Source organism: Paraburkholderia sp. D15 (assembly GCF_029910215.1).
Taxonomy (GTDB): domain Bacteria; phylum Pseudomonadota; class Gammaproteobacteria; order Burkholderiales; family Burkholderiaceae; genus Paraburkholderia.
Map to the genome: position 1 here is coordinate 837,128 of NZ_CP110396.1, position 14,347 is coordinate 851,474.

Annotated in this window: 12 protein-coding genes; all 12 read right to left on the bottom strand. The window is 68.4% G+C overall.

Translation table 11 applies throughout. From position 1 onward, the window contains the following. Positions 1-114: 114 nt before the first annotated feature. The 12 genes from LFL96_RS23530 to LFL96_RS23585 all read right to left on the bottom strand — a co-directional run bounded on the left by LFL96_RS23530 (position 115) and on the right by LFL96_RS23585 (position 14,341). On the bottom strand, positions 115-2,619 hold the full coding sequence (locus LFL96_RS23530) for an MMPL family transporter (protein WP_281003103.1): 2,505 nt from the start codon (positions 2,617-2,619) through the stop codon (positions 115-117). Positions 2,620-2,728: 109 nt separating this feature from the next. Then, entirely contained in the window at positions 2,729-3,823 is a 1,095-nt protein-coding gene (locus LFL96_RS23535) for a YCF48-related protein (RefSeq protein ID WP_281003104.1), read from the bottom strand. A gap of 24 nt (positions 3,824-3,847) precedes the next feature. After that, a complete protein-coding gene (locus tag LFL96_RS23540; RefSeq protein ID WP_281003105.1) occupies positions 3,848-5,053 on the bottom strand; it encodes an acetyl-CoA C-acyltransferase in 1,206 nt (401 codons plus the stop codon). A gap of 52 nt (positions 5,054-5,105) precedes the next feature. Further along, the gene (locus tag LFL96_RS23545) at positions 5,106-5,666 is read right to left on the bottom strand and encodes a MaoC family dehydratase (protein WP_281003106.1); all 561 of its coding nucleotides are present in this window, start codon (positions 5,664-5,666) and stop codon (positions 5,106-5,108) included. Further along, positions 5,666-6,469 (bottom strand): SDR family oxidoreductase, encoded by an 804-nt coding sequence (locus LFL96_RS23550; protein ID WP_281003107.1) that lies wholly within the window; start codon positions 6,467-6,469, stop codon positions 5,666-5,668. Before LFL96_RS23550 ends, LFL96_RS23545 begins: the two co-directional genes overlap by 1 nt. Continuing rightward, positions 6,466-7,719: an acyl-CoA dehydrogenase family protein gene (locus LFL96_RS23555; RefSeq protein WP_281003108.1), complete on the bottom strand. Its 1,254-nt coding sequence runs from the start codon at positions 7,717-7,719 to the stop codon at positions 6,466-6,468. Before LFL96_RS23555 ends, LFL96_RS23550 begins: the two co-directional genes overlap by 4 nt. After that, entirely contained in the window at positions 7,719-9,107 is a 1,389-nt protein-coding gene (locus LFL96_RS23560) for an acyl-CoA dehydrogenase family protein (protein ID WP_281003109.1), read from the bottom strand. The genes LFL96_RS23555 and LFL96_RS23560 overlap by 1 nt, the downstream gene beginning before the upstream one ends. 4 nt (positions 9,108-9,111) lie before the next feature. Continuing rightward, positions 9,112-9,987: an SDR family oxidoreductase gene (locus tag LFL96_RS23565; RefSeq protein ID WP_281003110.1), complete on the bottom strand. Its 876-nt coding sequence runs from the start codon at positions 9,985-9,987 to the stop codon at positions 9,112-9,114. A 64-nt stretch (positions 9,988-10,051) separates the two neighbouring features. Then, a complete protein-coding gene (locus LFL96_RS23570) occupies positions 10,052-11,203 on the bottom strand; it encodes an acetyl-CoA C-acetyltransferase (protein WP_281003111.1) in 1,152 nt (383 codons plus the stop codon). Beyond that, complete coding sequence (locus tag LFL96_RS23575) at positions 11,200-12,264, bottom strand: acyl-CoA dehydrogenase family protein (RefSeq protein ID WP_281003112.1); 1,065 nt, start codon at positions 12,262-12,264, stop codon at positions 11,200-11,202. The genes LFL96_RS23570 and LFL96_RS23575 overlap by 4 nt, the downstream gene beginning before the upstream one ends. Before the next feature lie 77 nt (positions 12,265-12,341). Continuing rightward, positions 12,342-13,523 carry an acyl-CoA dehydrogenase family protein gene (locus tag LFL96_RS23580; protein WP_281003113.1) on the bottom strand — a complete coding sequence of 394 codons (1,182 nt, stop codon included), beginning with the start codon at positions 13,521-13,523 and terminating at the stop codon, positions 12,342-12,344. Then, a complete protein-coding gene (locus LFL96_RS23585) occupies positions 13,520-14,341 on the bottom strand; it encodes an enoyl-CoA hydratase family protein (protein ID WP_281003114.1) in 822 nt (273 codons plus the stop codon). The genes LFL96_RS23580 and LFL96_RS23585 overlap by 4 nt, the downstream gene beginning before the upstream one ends. Positions 14,342-14,347: the final 6 nt, after the last annotated feature.

Genomic DNA, 14,347 nt, shown 5'->3' on the forward strand with positions numbered 1-14,347 from the left:
GAAAAAGCGGCGCGGGTCGCGCGCCGCCGTCACGGGTATGGGTTGGATAGCGCGCAACACGCGCCTGGGTCTGACGATAAACGCCGCTCGCGCCGCGTTCATCGTCTCGACGGACTAGGTATTTCCGCCAGCCTCGACACGTTCCCGGCGCGCCGCGAGCGCGCCTGGCGCGGCGGCACCCGCAGCCGCGCCCGAGACCGTCCCCGCCGGCTCAGGCGCCCCACCCCGCTCCGCCCGCTCGACCCCGAGCCACGCAGCCAGCGCCGGCAACAGGAACACCGCGCCGAACAGATTGACGAGGAACATGAAGGCCAGCAGCACGCCCATGTCCACCTGGAACTTCAGCGCGGAAAACGCCCACGTGCCCACGCCGATGAACATCGTCACCGCGGTGAACAACGCCGCCGTGCCGCGTTGCCGCATCGCCGCCGCGAAGGCCTCGGGCAGGCTCGCGCCGTCGCGCAACTCGTGCTGCATGCGCTCATACAGATAGATGCCGTAATCCACCCCCACGCCGACGCCCAGCGTAATCACCGGCAACGTGGCCACCTTCAGCCCGATGCCGAGCCATGCCATCACCGCGTTGCATAGAATCGACACCACCGTCAGCGGCACCACGATGCACAGCACCGCGCGCCACGAGCGGAACGTCACCACGCACAGCAGCGCGATCGCGCCGAAGATCGACAGCAGCATCGCGATCTCGGCGTCGGCGACGGCCTCGTTGGTCGCGGCCATCACGCCCACGTTGCCGCCGCCGAGCCTGAACGCCACGTTCGGCGTGTGGTCCTGCGCGGCGAGCCGCTTGATCTCGTCGACGATGTGCGCAATGGTCTTGCCCTCGTGATTCGTCGTGTAGATCAGCACCTGGATCACCTGGCAGTTTTCCGTATTCATGCCGTTGTCGGGATCGAAGGCATTCGCGCCCTGCGTGAGGCCATCGCTCGAACGCGGCAGCGCACCCCAGCGCGGATTGCCCTCGTTGAACGCGGCAATCGAGATCTTCGCCAGCGACGGCACGCTCACTACCGACTGCACGCCCGCCACGCCGCGCATCGACATTTCGAAACGCTCGATCGCGCTCATCACCGGATAGTGCAGGCAGGCATCGTCGAAGCCCTTCGTTTCGACGAACACGGACAGCGCATCCACGCCGATATCGTATTGACGCGTGATGCTCGCGTTATCGAGGTTGTAGCGCGAGTCGGCGCGCAACTCCGGCGCGCCGGAACCGATATCGCCGATCTGCAGATCGCGCGACGCCTTCGCGCCGAAGCCGAGCAGCACCAGCGCGACGACGAACACGCCGAGCGCCGGCACGGGCCGCGCGAAGGCCGCGAAGCGCGTCCACAGACGGCTGCCGCCGGCCGCCGCGCGGCGCTGCGCGCGCGCCAGCGTGGTTTTTTCGAGCCGCGTGTACGACAGCAGGATCGGCAGAAACACTTTGTTGGTGACGATCATCAGCAGCACGCCGAGGCAGGCGGTCACACCTAGCTCGCGCACGATCTCGATCTGGATGCGCATGATGACCATGAAGCCGAGCGCATTGGTCAGCAACGCGACAGTGCCGGGCACGAACAGTTTGCGGAATGCGTCGCGCGCGGCATCGACGGACGGCATGCCGCTCACCAGCGCCTGCTTCCACGCATTGGTTATCTGCACCGCGTGCGATACGCCGATCGAAAAGATCAGGAACGGCACGAGGATCGACATCGGGTCGATGCCGAGTCCGAGCACCGGCAGCGCGCCAAGCAGCCACACCACCGGCAGCAGGGCGACGAACAGCGCGAGCGCGGTGGTCTTCAGCGAGCGCGTGTACAGCAGCAACAGCGCGGCGGTCACCGCGAACGCCAGCGCGAAAAAGCCGATCACACCGCTGATGCCCGACTCGACGTCGCCGACCAGTTTGGCGAAACCGATGATGTCGACCTCGACGTCCTGATTCGAATAGCGCGCGCGAATCCGTTCGAGCTGCCGCGCGACCGCGCCGTAGTCGAGTTGCTTGCCGGTGGTGGGATCGGTCTCGCGCAACTCCGCGCGAATCAGGGCCGAGTGCAGATCGTTGCCGACCAGCCGGCCGATCTGCCCCGAACGCGCGACGTTGCGGCGCACGGTGGCGAGATCGCGCGGATTCGCGCTGCTGAACTGGCCGGGCACCACCACGTCGCCGCGAAAGCCGGCTTCGGTCACTTCGGTGTAGCGCACGTTCGGCGTGAACAGCGAGAACACGCGCGAGCGATTCACGCCGGGAATGAAGAACACGTCGTCGGTCGCGTGGCGCAGGTCGTCCATGAACGCCTGGTTGTAGATGTCGCCCTGGCCTCTCCAGCGCAGGCTCACGAGAATCGTATTCGCGCCGGGAAACGCGCTCGCGTAGCGATTGAACGCCTGCATGTACGGGTGCTGCATCGGGATCATCTTGTTGAAGCCCGGGTCGAGCCGCAGACGCGTCGCGGAGAATCCGAGCGCGACGGTCAGCGCGAGACACAGCGTCAGCAGCAGACGACGATGCAGCATGATCGCGTCGGCGCAACGTTCGACGAAGCGCGACAAACGCGTGGGCGCCGTGGAGGCGGAACGGGAGGAAGAATGACGGGAAGGACGGAACGGTGCATTCATGATGCGTCTCACGGCAAGGCAACGGGGAGCCCCGCGAACGCCGCCGGGGCACGGCGGACGAACGCGCGGCGAGAGATCGTCTGGCGCCTGGCGAACCAGGCGGCGGGGATCAGGAAGGCGGCGTGCCGGACGCAGCGGAGGCAGCGGAGGTAGCGGAGGTAGCGGCTGAAGCGGCGGCCGGAGCCACCGCTGAAATCGCAGCCGGCGCGGCCCCACCCGCGGCGGAGCGTGCGGTCACCGGCAGCAGCGAAATACCCGCTTCGCCACCGAGCGCGAGTTCGCCATGCCCCACGTCGACCACGGCGGCGAGACTCTGCACGCCGCCCACCTTGCGCACCGCGAAGCTCGCGCCGTCGTCGCGCGACGTGACGATCGCACCGCCCTGGCCGACCAGCACCAGTTCGCCATCGGCCAGTTGCACCGCGCCGAAATACGACGTGCCGACGTGGCTATCCTCATGCGTCCACGTCTCGCCCTGATCGGTGCTGCGCAAGACGTTGCCGCGCATCCCGTACGCGAGCCATGTGCCGTCCGCGAGCGGCAGCACGCCGAACAGCGAGCCCTGGTAGGGCACCGGACGCTTGTCCCACGTCACGCCGCGATCGGTGGAGCGCAGCAATGTGCCGGTCTCGCCCGCGATCATCAGCGTGCCCTTCGCGTCGCCGGCGATGGCGTTCAGGTGACGGTCGTCGGCGGGCGTTTTCTGCTGGGTCCATGTCGCGCCCGCGTCGTGCGAGACGAACAGCTGACCGAAGCTGCCGGCCGCGAACACGAGGCCGGCCGCGTTGCCCCACACGGATAGCAGCGGGTCCGAATGCGCATGGTCGAAGTGCACCTCGCTCCAGTGCGCGCCGGCATCGACGCTGCGCAGAATCCAGCCGTCGTGTCCCACCGCGATGCCGACGCGCGGCGACACGAAGAACACCTGGGTGAGCGCGGACGCTTCATCCGAGGCGACACTCGCCTGGCGCCACGAGGCGCCCGCGTCGTCGCTGAGCAGGATCACGCCGCGCTCGCCGACCGCGACGAGCCGCATGCCCGCCGGCGTGCCCGCTTGTTCCAGCTTCGCGAGTCCGTTGATCTGCAGACGATCGGCCTGGATGGCCGTGGCCGCGAAAGCCGGCAGCGGACGCGGCGAGAACGCGAACAGCGCCGCGCCGAGCACGGCCGCCGACATCAGCAGGCCTGGTAGAGTCGATTTCATATTTTGTCTCCTCCGATCCGCGATCTATGCCGCTGTGTCGAAGAGTGCCGCCGCACCCATGCCGCCGCCCACGCACATCGTGACGACGACGTAGCGTTCGCCGCGCCGGCGCGCCTCGAGCAGGCCGTGCATCGTCATGCGCGTGCCCGACATGCCGAACGGGTGCCCGACCGAGATCGCGCCGCCGTTCACGTTCAGGCGGTCCTGCGCGATGCCGAGCTGATCGCGGCAATAGATCACCTGGCACGCGAACGCCTCGTTCATTTCCCACAGCCCGATGTCTTTCACGGCGAGACCGTACCGCGCGAGCAGCTTCGGCACCGCGAGCGCCGGGCCGATGCCCATCTCGTCGGGCTCGCAACCGGCCACCGCAAGGCCGCGGAACAGACCGAGCGGCGTGAGGCCGCGCTGTTTCGCTTCGGCCGCGCTCATCACGACCACGGCCGCCGCGCCATCCGACAGTTGCGACGCGTTGCCCGCCGTGATGAACTCGCCCTGCGCGACCGCCGCGCCGCCGCTCCACACCGGTTTCAACGCGGCCAGACTCGCGGCGCTGGTGTCGGCGCGGTTGCCTTCGTCGCGCGAGGCTCGCACGTTTTCGCTGCCGGTCTGCTTGCCTTCCTTGTCGAACAGCGCGCGTTGCACGTCGAGCGGCACGATTTCGTCGTCGAAACGGCCGGCCGCCTGGGCCGCCGCCGTGCGCTGCTGGCTCAGCAGCGCGTACTCGTCCTGCGTCTCGCGCGAAATGCCATAGCGGCGCGACACGATCTCGGCGGTCTCGATCATGGCCATATACGCGGCCGGTTGATGCGCGAGCACCGCGTCCGAGCGCGCCCGGTACGCGTTCTTGTGCTTGTTCTGCGTGAGCGAGATCGATTCGACGCCGCCCGCCACCACGATCCGCGCGTCGCCGCACTGAATGGCGCGCGCGGCGCTCGCGATCGACATCAGGCCGGACGAGCACATGCGATCCATCGCCATGCCCGGCACCGAGGCGGGCAGACCCGCCGCCGCCGCCGACAACCGGCCGATGTTGTAGCCCTGGGTGCCCTGCTGCGCGGCGCAGCCCATCAGCACGTCGTCCACGTCGGCGCCGTCCAGATGCGCGCGTTGCAGTGCCGCGCGCACCACGTGGCCGCCCAGCGCGGGCGCTTCGGTATCGTTGAACACGCCGCGATACGCTTTGCCGATCGGCGTGCGTGCAACCGATACGATGACCGCTTCGTTCATGAGCTTGTTTCCTCTACGGGTAATGCAGCTGACTACGGGTAAATACAGCGAATCACAGGTAATAGCGGCTGATGGTGTCGGCCACGCAGCCGGGTTTCGCCTCGCCGTCGATCTCGACGGTCACGCGAATCCACGCCTGCACGCCGCCTTCGAACGCTTCGGCGCGCAGCAGCTGGCCGGCTCCGCGCACGCGCGCGCCGACCCGTACCGGCGCGGGGAAACGGATCTTGTCGCAGCCGTAATTGACGCCCAGTTGCGCGCCGTCGATCCGCACGATCTGCGGCAGGAAGTAATTGACGAGCGAGAGCGTGAGGAAGCCGTGCGCGATGCACGCGCCGAACGGACCGCGCGCCGCGCGTTCGGGATCGACGTGCACCCATTGATGATCGAGCGTCGCATCGGCGAACAGATCGATGCGACGCTGGTCGAGCGCGAGCCACGCGCTTGCGCCGAGCGCTTCGCCGACGGCGTCGATCAATTCGCCGGGATGGGCGAACACGCGGGCCGGGGGTTGGGCCGATTCATGGCCCGATTCACGGGCCGATTCGTGGCCCAACTCCTGGCCCGGTTGTGCAGCGCCGGCACCGGCGCTTTCAGCGAGGACGCGTTCCATCACGCGTGCTGGCTGCTGACCGACAGCACTTCGCCGGTCATGTACGACGCGTAGTCGCTTGCCAGAAACACCATCACGTTGGCCACCTCCCACACTTCGGCGGCGCGACCGAACGCTTCGCGCGACGCCAGTTGATCGAGCAGATCGGCCGAAGCCGACTTCTTCAGAAAATCGTGCAGCGCGATGCTCGGCGCGACCGCGTTGATGCGCACGCCGTGCGGCGCGGCCTCCAGCGCCGCGCAGCGCGTCAGCGCCATCACGCCGGCCTTGGCGGCCGCGTAGTGCGCCTGTTCCGCCTGCGCGCGCCAGCCGAGCACCGACGCGTTGTTGACGATCGCGCCCCGGCCGCGTTGCTGCATGTGCGGCAGGATCGCCCGCGTCATCCGGAACGTGCCGGTGAGGCTAATGTCGATGACCCGCGACCATTCGGCATCGTCCATTTCGACGATGCGGCGCGAACCGCCGAGACCCGCGTTGTTGATCAGCACGTCGACGCCGTCCAGCTTCGCCTCGGCGTCCGCCACCAGCGCGCGCACTTCGTCTTCCACGGCGACGTTGCACAGGCGGCCGTGCACGGCCTGCAGACCGGTTTCGGCGCGCAGCGTGTCGACCGCCTGGGCGAGTCGCCGTTCGTGGATGTCGGAGATGAACAGCGCGCGGCACCCTTCTTCCGCGCAGCGCTTGGCCGCGGCGAAACCGATGCCGACGCCGGCGGCCGCGGTGATCAGCACCGACTTGCCCGCCAGCAACTGGTGACCGGGCACATAGGCGGGTGCGCTGCGCACCGTTTGAGACTCGTTCATAGCGTTCCTCTGGGTTCCTTCGGCATGCCGAGCCCGCGCTCGGCCATGATGTTGAGCTGGATTTCGTTGGTGCCCGCGTAGATCGTGTCGGCGCGCGAGAACAGGAAAACGCCTTGCAGACGGGTACGTTTGCCGCCGCCCTCACGATCACCGGCTTCGTCGGCGACGATCACGTTGGCGTCGGGGCCGAGCACGTCCATCGCCAGCTGCCCGAGCTCGCGGTGCCAGTTCGACCAGTAATACTTGTAGATCAGCGCTTCACGGCCGAGCGCGCCGTCGCCATCGCCTTGGTCCGTGCCGGCCAGCATGCGCAGCGCGTTGTAGCGCATCACGCGCAAGCCGCTCCATGCCTTCGCGATGCGCTGGCGGATCGACGGATCGCGCGCCATGCCCGCGGCGTGCGCGGCGTCCACCACCCAGTCGAGTTCGCGGATGAACTGCATCTGCTGACCGAGCGTCGACATGCCGCGCTCGAAACCCAGCAAGGTCATCGCGATGCGCCAGCCGTCGCCGGGCGCGCCGACCAGATCGGCGCCGGCCGCCAGCGCGCCGTCGAAGAACACTTCGTTGAATTCGGCGCCGCCGTTCATCTGGCGGATCGGGCGGATCTCGATGCCGGGTTGATCGAGCGGCAGCAGCAGGAACGACAGTCCGCGATTGCCGCGCGATTCGGGATCGGTGCGGGCGACGACGAAGATCCAGTCGGAATCGTGCGCGAGCGAGGTCCAGACTTTCTGGCCGTGCACGCGCCAGTTGCCGTGCTCGTCGCGCACCGCGCGCGTGCGGATGTTGGCGAGATCGGAACCCGCGCCGGGCTCCGAATAGCCCTGACACCAGAACTGTGTGCCGTTCAGAATGCCGGGCAGAAAACGCGCGCGTTGATCGTCGGTACCGCACGCAATCAGCGTCGGACCGAGCAGACCTTCGCCGATGTGTCCCATGCGGCCGGGGCCGCCGGCGCGCGCGTATTCCTCGTGGAAGATCACCTGATCGGCGACACTGAACGCCCGGCCGCCCGCGCTGGCCGGCCAGCCGAGGCCGGTCCAGCCGCCCTTCGCCAGTTCCTGTTCCCATTGTTTGCGCAAGGCGGGATACGCTTCCTCGTCGCCGGGGCCGCCGCGATATTGCAGGCATGCGAACTCGCCGGTGAGATGCGTGCGCATCCAGCCGGCGACTTCGTCGCGCAGGCGTTGTTGGTGCGGCGGTTGTTGTTGCGGTTGTTGCCGCTGTTGCTGCAATTCACTGTTCATCAAAGCACTCCTGCGAGCACGTTCTGCGTGGGCTCGGCGAGCGGACTGGACAACGTGCCGCCCTCCGCCGGCGCATTGCGCGCCATCACCCGCTGCGCGATCCACGACCACATCTGCGCGCTCGTGCCGAACATCGCGCTCGCGGCCTGCGCGCGCTTGAAGTAGAGCTGCGGGTCGTATTCCCACGTGAAGCCGACGCCGCCGTGCAACTGGATCGCTTCCTGCGCGCAGAAACGGAACGCGTCGTTGGCGCTGGCCTTGGCCGATGCGATGTCGGCGAGCACATCGGCATCGCGCGACGTAGCGGCCCTCGACGGGTCCGATGCCGGGTCCGATGCCGGGTCCGACGTCTGGTCCGACGTCTGGTCCGACGTCTGGTCCCAGGCCTGCGCCGCGCCGAGCACGATCGAGCGGCTGGCTTCGATCTCGACCATCATCTGTGCGCAGCGGTGTTTGACCGCCTGGAACGAGGCGATCGAGCGGCCGAACTGCACGCGCTCCGCCGTATAGGCGAGCGTGAGATCGAGGCACTGCTGCGCGCCGCCGACCTGTTCGGCCGCAAGCGCCAGCGCGGCGAACCACGCGGTGCGCGACAGCGCGCGTTCGGCCTGGGTGCCGGACGCGAGCAACGCCGCACGCGGCACTTCGACCGCGCGCAGATCGAGCCGCGCGAGCGGCCGCGTCGCATCGAGCGTGACGAGCGGCGTGCGCGTCAGGCCATCGATCTGCGTGCCGCTCAACGCGAACAGCGCAATCGATTGCGCTTCATTCGCGATGCGCGCGGGCAACAGCAACAAGTCCGCGCTCGCACCGTCGAGCACCTGTTCGAACGTGCCGGACAGCCGGTAGCCGCCGGCCGTTTCTTCCGCGAGAAGCGAAACAGCGCGTGCGCTGAAATCGAAACCAAAGCCTTGATCGACACTCGCGGCAACACGCGCAGCGGTGCCCGTCTCGTTGCCCAACGCCGCCCGCATCGGCAACGCCAGCGTCGCGCTCGCCTCGCCACTCGCGATCCGCGCGAGGTAGTCGTGCGCGGTGTCGAGATCGGCGCCCTGACCTCCCGCTTCGGCACGCTGCGCTGCCACCGACGCCAACGCCGTCGCCGCGAGACACACCGTGCCGAAGTACGGCACGCAAGCGAGCCGCCGGCCCAGCTGTTCCATCAGCAGCACCAGTTCCATCGCGCCCAGGCCCGCGCCGCCCGCCGCTTCCGGCACCGTCAGCGCGCACCAGCCGAGTTCGCCCGCCACGGTGCGCCACAATGCGTCGTCGCGGCCCGCGTGTTGCTCGATCGCGCGCCGCACGTCCGCCGACGCGCTGCGCTCCGCCAGCACCTCGGCGGCCGCGTCGCGGATCATGATCTGTTCCCCGGAGAGAGCGAGGTTCATCGCATCAGCTTCCGTACACGCGTTGCGCGGGCTCGCGCTGCGAGATCAACGCGGCCACCGCGCCACCGATCTCGCCGACCTGCCAGCGCGCGCCGTTGTCGATGCGCGGACCGGTGCGCCAACCCTCGGCGACCGCGATCATGCCGCCCGCCGCTTCGAACACCTGGCCGGTCACATCGCGCGACAACGCACTGCCGAGCCACACGACGAGCGGCGCGACGTTGGCCGGATCGAAATAGTCGAAGCCGTCGGCGGGCTTTTTCATCATGTCGGCGAACACGCCCTCGGTCATCGAGGTGCGCGCGGCCGGCGCCAGCGCGTTCACGCGCACGCCGTAGCGTTGCAGCTCGGCGGCCTGCATCAGCGTGAGCGCGGCAATTGCGGCCTTCGCCGCGCCGTAGTTGGCCTGGCCGATCGAACCTTGCAGGCCCGCGCCGGAACTCGTATTGACGATGCGCGCATCGATCTCGGCGCCGCCCTTCGACGCCTCGCGCCATTCGCGCGCCAGCAGTTGCGCGAGACAGAAATGGCCGCGCAGATGGACGCGCATCACGTCGTCCCAATCGGTTTCGGTCATGCTCGCGAACATGCGGTCGCGGCAGATGCCGGCGTTGTTCACCAGCACGTGCACGTCGCCGAACGTCGCGTGCGCGGCATCGACGATCTGTTGCGCGGTGTCGAGGCGCGTGATGTCGTCCGCGTTGGCGAGCGCCCGGCCGCCCGCGCGCGCGATCTCGTCGCACACGGCCTGCGCGGCATCCGCGCGAATGTCGTTGACCACGACCGCCGCGCCTTCGGCGGCGTACGCCAGCGCATATTCGCGGCCCAAACCGCCTCCCGCGCCGGTGATGATCACGGTGCGGCCGTTGCAGATTCCCATGCTTGATCCTTCCTTTTGAGTGACACGCGTCGCGGCATGCCCGGCGACATGCCTGGCGATGTATTTACAGGCGCTCGATGATCGTGACGTTGGCGAGCCCACCGCCTTCGCACATCGTTTGCAGGCCATAGCGGCCCTGGATGCGTTCGAGTTCATGCAGCAGGCTCGTCATCAGCCGCGCGCCGGTCGCGCCGAGCGGATGACCCAGCGCGATCGCGCCGCCGTTCGGATTGGTGCGTTCGTGCGGATAGCGCGTCTCGGCGAGCCACGCCATCGCGACGGAAGCGAACGCTTCGTTGAGTTCGACCACGTCGATGTCGTCGAGCGTGAGACCCGCTTTCTTCAGCGCGTGACGGGTCGCGGGAATCGGCGCGGTGAGCATCCACAGCGGATCGTCGCCGAGCACGCTCAGGTGATGGATGCGCGCGCGCGGCGTCAGGCCATAGCGCTTCAAGGCCTCCTCGGAGACGATCAGCAGCGCGGCGGCCGCGTCGCAGGTTTGACTCGACACCGCGGCGGTCAACGCGCCGCCCGGCATCAACGGTTCGAGCGAGGCCATCTTCGCGAGCGTGGTGTCCTTGCGCGGCGTCTCGTCATGCACGACGCCCGCGACCGGCGCGATCTCGCGCGCGAAGTAACCCGCCTCGATCGCGGCCAGCGCGCGCCGGTGGCTTTCGAGCGCGTACGCCTCCATGCTTTCGCGCGACAGGTTCCAGTGATCCGCGATCCGCTGCGCCGCGTGGAACTGCGAGACCGGCGCGTCGCCGAAACGCGTGCGCCAGCCGGTGCTGCCCGAAAACGGATCGCTGAAACCGAGCGGCACCGCCGCCGTCATCGCCGACGAAATCGGAATCTGCGTCATGGTCTGCACGCCGCCCGCCACCACCACGTCCTGCGTGCCGCTCATCACCGCCTGCGCGGCGAAATGCACCGCCTGTTGCGACGAACCGCACTGACGGTCCACCGTCACGCCGGGCACCGTCAGCGGCAAACCGGCCGCGAGCCAGCAGGTCCGCGCGATGTTGCCCGCCAGCGGGCCGATCGTATCGACGCAGCCGAACACCACGTCGTCGTATTCGTCGGCGGGGATCGCGTTGCGCGCCACCAGTTCGCCCAGCACGAAGCCGCCCAGGTCCGCGGCATGCACGTTCGCGAGTCCGCCCTTGCGGCGGCCGGTCGGCGTGCGCAGCGCGTCGACGATATAAGCCTGTCTCATCGCGACTCCAGTTCGAAAGTGCGGGACGGCCCGATCGGCGCGCGATCCTCGATCAGCGCGGCGGCGACACGGGCCTTGTGAAACGTCGCGTCGCCCCAGCTGCTGGCGAGCGCCCAGATCCGCTTCATGAAGATCTGCAGATCGAGTTCCCACGTGTAGCCGATCGCGCCATGCACCTGCATCGCGTGCCGCGCGGCAAGCTGCGCGGCGGCGGTGGCGGCGAGTTTCGCGTGGGACACGTAGAGCGCGCGCCGCGGATCGCGATCGGCGATCGCGCATGCGGCGCGATACAGCACCGGCCGCGCGAACTCGTAGCGGATCGCGACGTCGGCGAGCAGATGCTTGAGCGCCTGATACGAGCCGATCGGTTTGCCGAACTGCTTGCGCTGCGCGCTGTAGTCGATCGCGACATCCAGCACGCGCTGCGTGAGGCCGAGCAGTTGCGCGGCGACACCGAACGCGCCACGGTCCAGCGCATCGGCGAGCAACGGCGCGGCGGTTTCGCGCGACGCCACGCGCGTGTCGGCGGACGGGGTCCAGTCGAACTCGAACAGCCGCCGCGACGGATCGACACTGTCCACCGCATTCAAACGGCACGCGTGCGGGGTCAGCCAATGCAATTCGCCGTCACGCTCGGCGAGAATCACCTGGGCGACATGCGCATCGGCCACGAAGGGATTCACCGGATGCGCCACCGCCACGCGCGCCGAGCCCGCCGCGATCTCGCGCAGCAGCGCGTCGCGCCGCTCGCTCGCGGGCAAGCCTTCGAGCATGCCGGCCGCCACCAGCGCGGTATCGAGCAGCGGCTCGGGGCTCGCGAAATAGCCGTAGGTCTGCGCGAGCAGCGCCCACTCCACCTCGCCGAGACCGAGGCCGTCGTGTTGCTCCGGCACCGACACGGCCGTCAGACCCTGCGCGGCGATCATCTGCCACAGCACATCCGAACGGCCCGTCGGCGTCTGCCATAACTCGCGGATCAGTTCGGGCGTCATCTCCGTCATGAGAAAACGCCGCACGCTGTCCGCCAGCGCTTCCTGATCCTCGTTGAATACGAACTCCATAGTTCCTCGCTCAATCGTTTAAGCGTCCGGCGTTGCCGCGTTGCGCGCCTACCCCGCCGGGGCGGCGCGCACCGGCATCACGAGCGCGGCATGCCCAGCATCCGTTCCGCGACGATGTTCCGCTGGATCTCGTTGGTGCCGGCGTAGATCGGCCCGGCCTGCGCGAACAGGAAACCGTCGAGCCAGTTGCCGAGCGCGGCGTGTTGTTCATCGGTGCGCGGCAACACTTCGGCACGCGGCCCGAGAATGTCGAGCGCGGTCTGGTGCATGCGCAGATCGAGTTCGGACCAGAACACCTTGTTGGTGCTCGACTCCGCGCCGATATGACCGCCCTTCTGCAGGCGGCTCGCGGTGGCGTAGGTGGACAACGCGTAGGCCTGGGCGTCCATCCACGCCGAGCTCACCCGATCGCGCAAGGTAGGATCGCGGTCCGCCTCCGCGCGATGCGCGAGGTACAGATCGCGCAGCGCCTGGGCCGTGCGTTGAAAACGCGCGGGCGAGCGCAGCATCAAGCCGCGTTCGAAACCGGCGGTGGCCATCGCGACCTGCCAGCCCATGCCTTCGCCCGCCAGCCGGTTTTCGACCGGCACGCGCACGTCGTCGAAGAAAATTTCGGCGAAGCCGGTGTGGCCGTTCAGTTGCCGGATCGGCCGCACGGTGATGCCGGGCGTCGACAGCGGCACCATCAGAAAGGTCAGACCGTGGTGACGCGTGGATTGCGGATCGCTGCGAAAGAGACCGAACAGCCAGTCGGCCCACACCGCGCGCGTCGACCAGATCTTCTGGCCGTTGAGGATGTATTCGTCGCCGGTGCCGCCTTCGGTGCGGATCGCGCTCGCGCGGATCGCCGCCATGTCCGAACCCGCATTCGGCTCGGACCAGCCTTGCGCCCACACGTGGTCGCCGGCCGCCATCGCCGGGAGAAAGCGCGCTTTCTGTTCGGGCGTGCCGAAGTCCATCAGGGTCGGGCCGAGCAGAAAGATGCCGTTCTGATTGACGCGCATCGGCGCGTCGGCGCGCCAGTACTCTTCCTCGAAGATCAGCCACTCGATCAGGTCGCAACCGCGTCCGCCCAACTCGCGCGGCCACGTGACCATGCTCCAGCGGCCCGAATGCAGCGTGCGTTCCCACGCGCGATGCGCGGCGAACCCCGCCTCGGTGTCGAAACTCGGCAGCGGCCGGCGCGGCACATGCGCGGCAAGCCACTCGCGAATCTCCGCGCGAAACGCGCGTTGCGCCGGCGTGTAGTCGAGCTTCATGCGCGCGCTCCGGGCTGGACTTCGACGTTAGCGTCGCCGGCGTCGAAGCGGGCGTCGCGTTTCTCGACGAAGGCCGCGCGCGCCTCGCTCGAATCGTTGGTCATGTAGGCCTGCAACGTGAAGCCCTGTTCCCAGCGGTATTTGTCTTCGAGGTCGCCGTCTTCCACGCCGTTCAGCGCTTCCTTCGCGAGTTGCAGCATCGCGGGGCTCTTCGCGGCGATCCTGCGCGCGAGATCCATGGCCGCGTCGCGCAACTGCTCGCGCGGCACCACGCGCTCCACCGCGCCGAGCCGGTACGCCTCGGCGGCATCCACCATCTCGCCGGTGAAGTACATCGCGCGCACTTTCTGCACGCCGAACATGCGCTGAAGATGAGCGCCGCCGCCCATCGCGCCGCGGTCGATCTCGGGCACGCCGAAGCGCGCGCACTCCGAGGCGACGATCACGTCCGCCGCGCCGCAGATGCCGATCCCGCCGCCCAGCACGAAACCGTGCACGGCGGCGATCACCGGTTTGGGATTGCGGTGCACCGCGCGGAACGTCGCGTAGTTGCCGGCGTTGACCGCGACGATCCGCTCGGGATACGCGGCCAGTTCCTTGATATCGACGCCCGCGCAGAAGCCGCGTCCCGCGCCGCGCAGAACGATCACGTTGACGCTGTCGTCGCGGCCGAGCGCATCGATCGCTTCGGCGAGCGCGTGCCAGCCGCGCGTGTCGAGCGCATTGACCGGCGGCTTATCGATCACCAACTCGCCGATGCCGCCCGCGCGTTCGATCCTGAACGGCAGCGCACGGACGTTGTGAAGAGGTTCTGTCATGGTCTC

Excerpts from the sequence above, each read along its gene's own strand:
- LFL96_RS23580 (WP_281003113.1), bottom strand. The coding sequence starts at position 13,523 with ATGAAGCTCGACTACACGCCGGCGCAACGCGCGTTTCGCGCGGAGATT.
- LFL96_RS23570 (WP_281003111.1), bottom strand. The coding sequence starts at position 11,203 with ATGAGACAGGCTTATATCGTCGACGCGCTGCGCACGCCGACCGGCCGC.
- LFL96_RS23540 (WP_281003105.1), bottom strand. The coding sequence starts at position 5,053 with ATGAACGAAGCGGTCATCGTATCGGTTGCACGCACGCCGATCGGCAAA.
- LFL96_RS23575 (WP_281003112.1), bottom strand. The coding sequence starts at position 12,264 with ATGGAGTTCGTATTCAACGAGGATCAGGAAGCGCTGGCGGACAGCGTG.
- LFL96_RS23535 (WP_281003104.1), bottom strand. The coding sequence starts at position 3,823 with ATGAAATCGACTCTACCAGGCCTGCTGATGTCGGCGGCCGTGCTCGGC.
- LFL96_RS23545 (WP_281003106.1), bottom strand. The coding sequence starts at position 5,666 with ATGGAACGCGTCCTCGCTGAAAGCGCCGGTGCCGGCGCTGCACAACCG.
- LFL96_RS23555 (WP_281003108.1), bottom strand. The coding sequence starts at position 7,719 with ATGAACAGTGAATTGCAGCAACAGCGGCAACAACCGCAACAACAACCG.
- LFL96_RS23585 (WP_281003114.1), bottom strand. The coding sequence starts at position 14,341 with ATGACAGAACCTCTTCACAACGTCCGTGCGCTGCCGTTCAGGATCGAA.
- LFL96_RS23565 (WP_281003110.1), bottom strand. The coding sequence starts at position 9,987 with ATGGGAATCTGCAACGGCCGCACCGTGATCATCACCGGCGCGGGAGGC.
- LFL96_RS23530 (WP_281003103.1), bottom strand. The coding sequence starts at position 2,619 with ATGAATGCACCGTTCCGTCCTTCCCGTCATTCTTCCTCCCGTTCCGCC.
- LFL96_RS23560 (WP_281003109.1), bottom strand. The coding sequence starts at position 9,107 with ATGAACCTCGCTCTCTCCGGGGAACAGATCATGATCCGCGACGCGGCC.
- LFL96_RS23550 (WP_281003107.1), bottom strand. The coding sequence starts at position 6,469 with ATGAACGAGTCTCAAACGGTGCGCAGCGCACCCGCCTATGTGCCCGGT.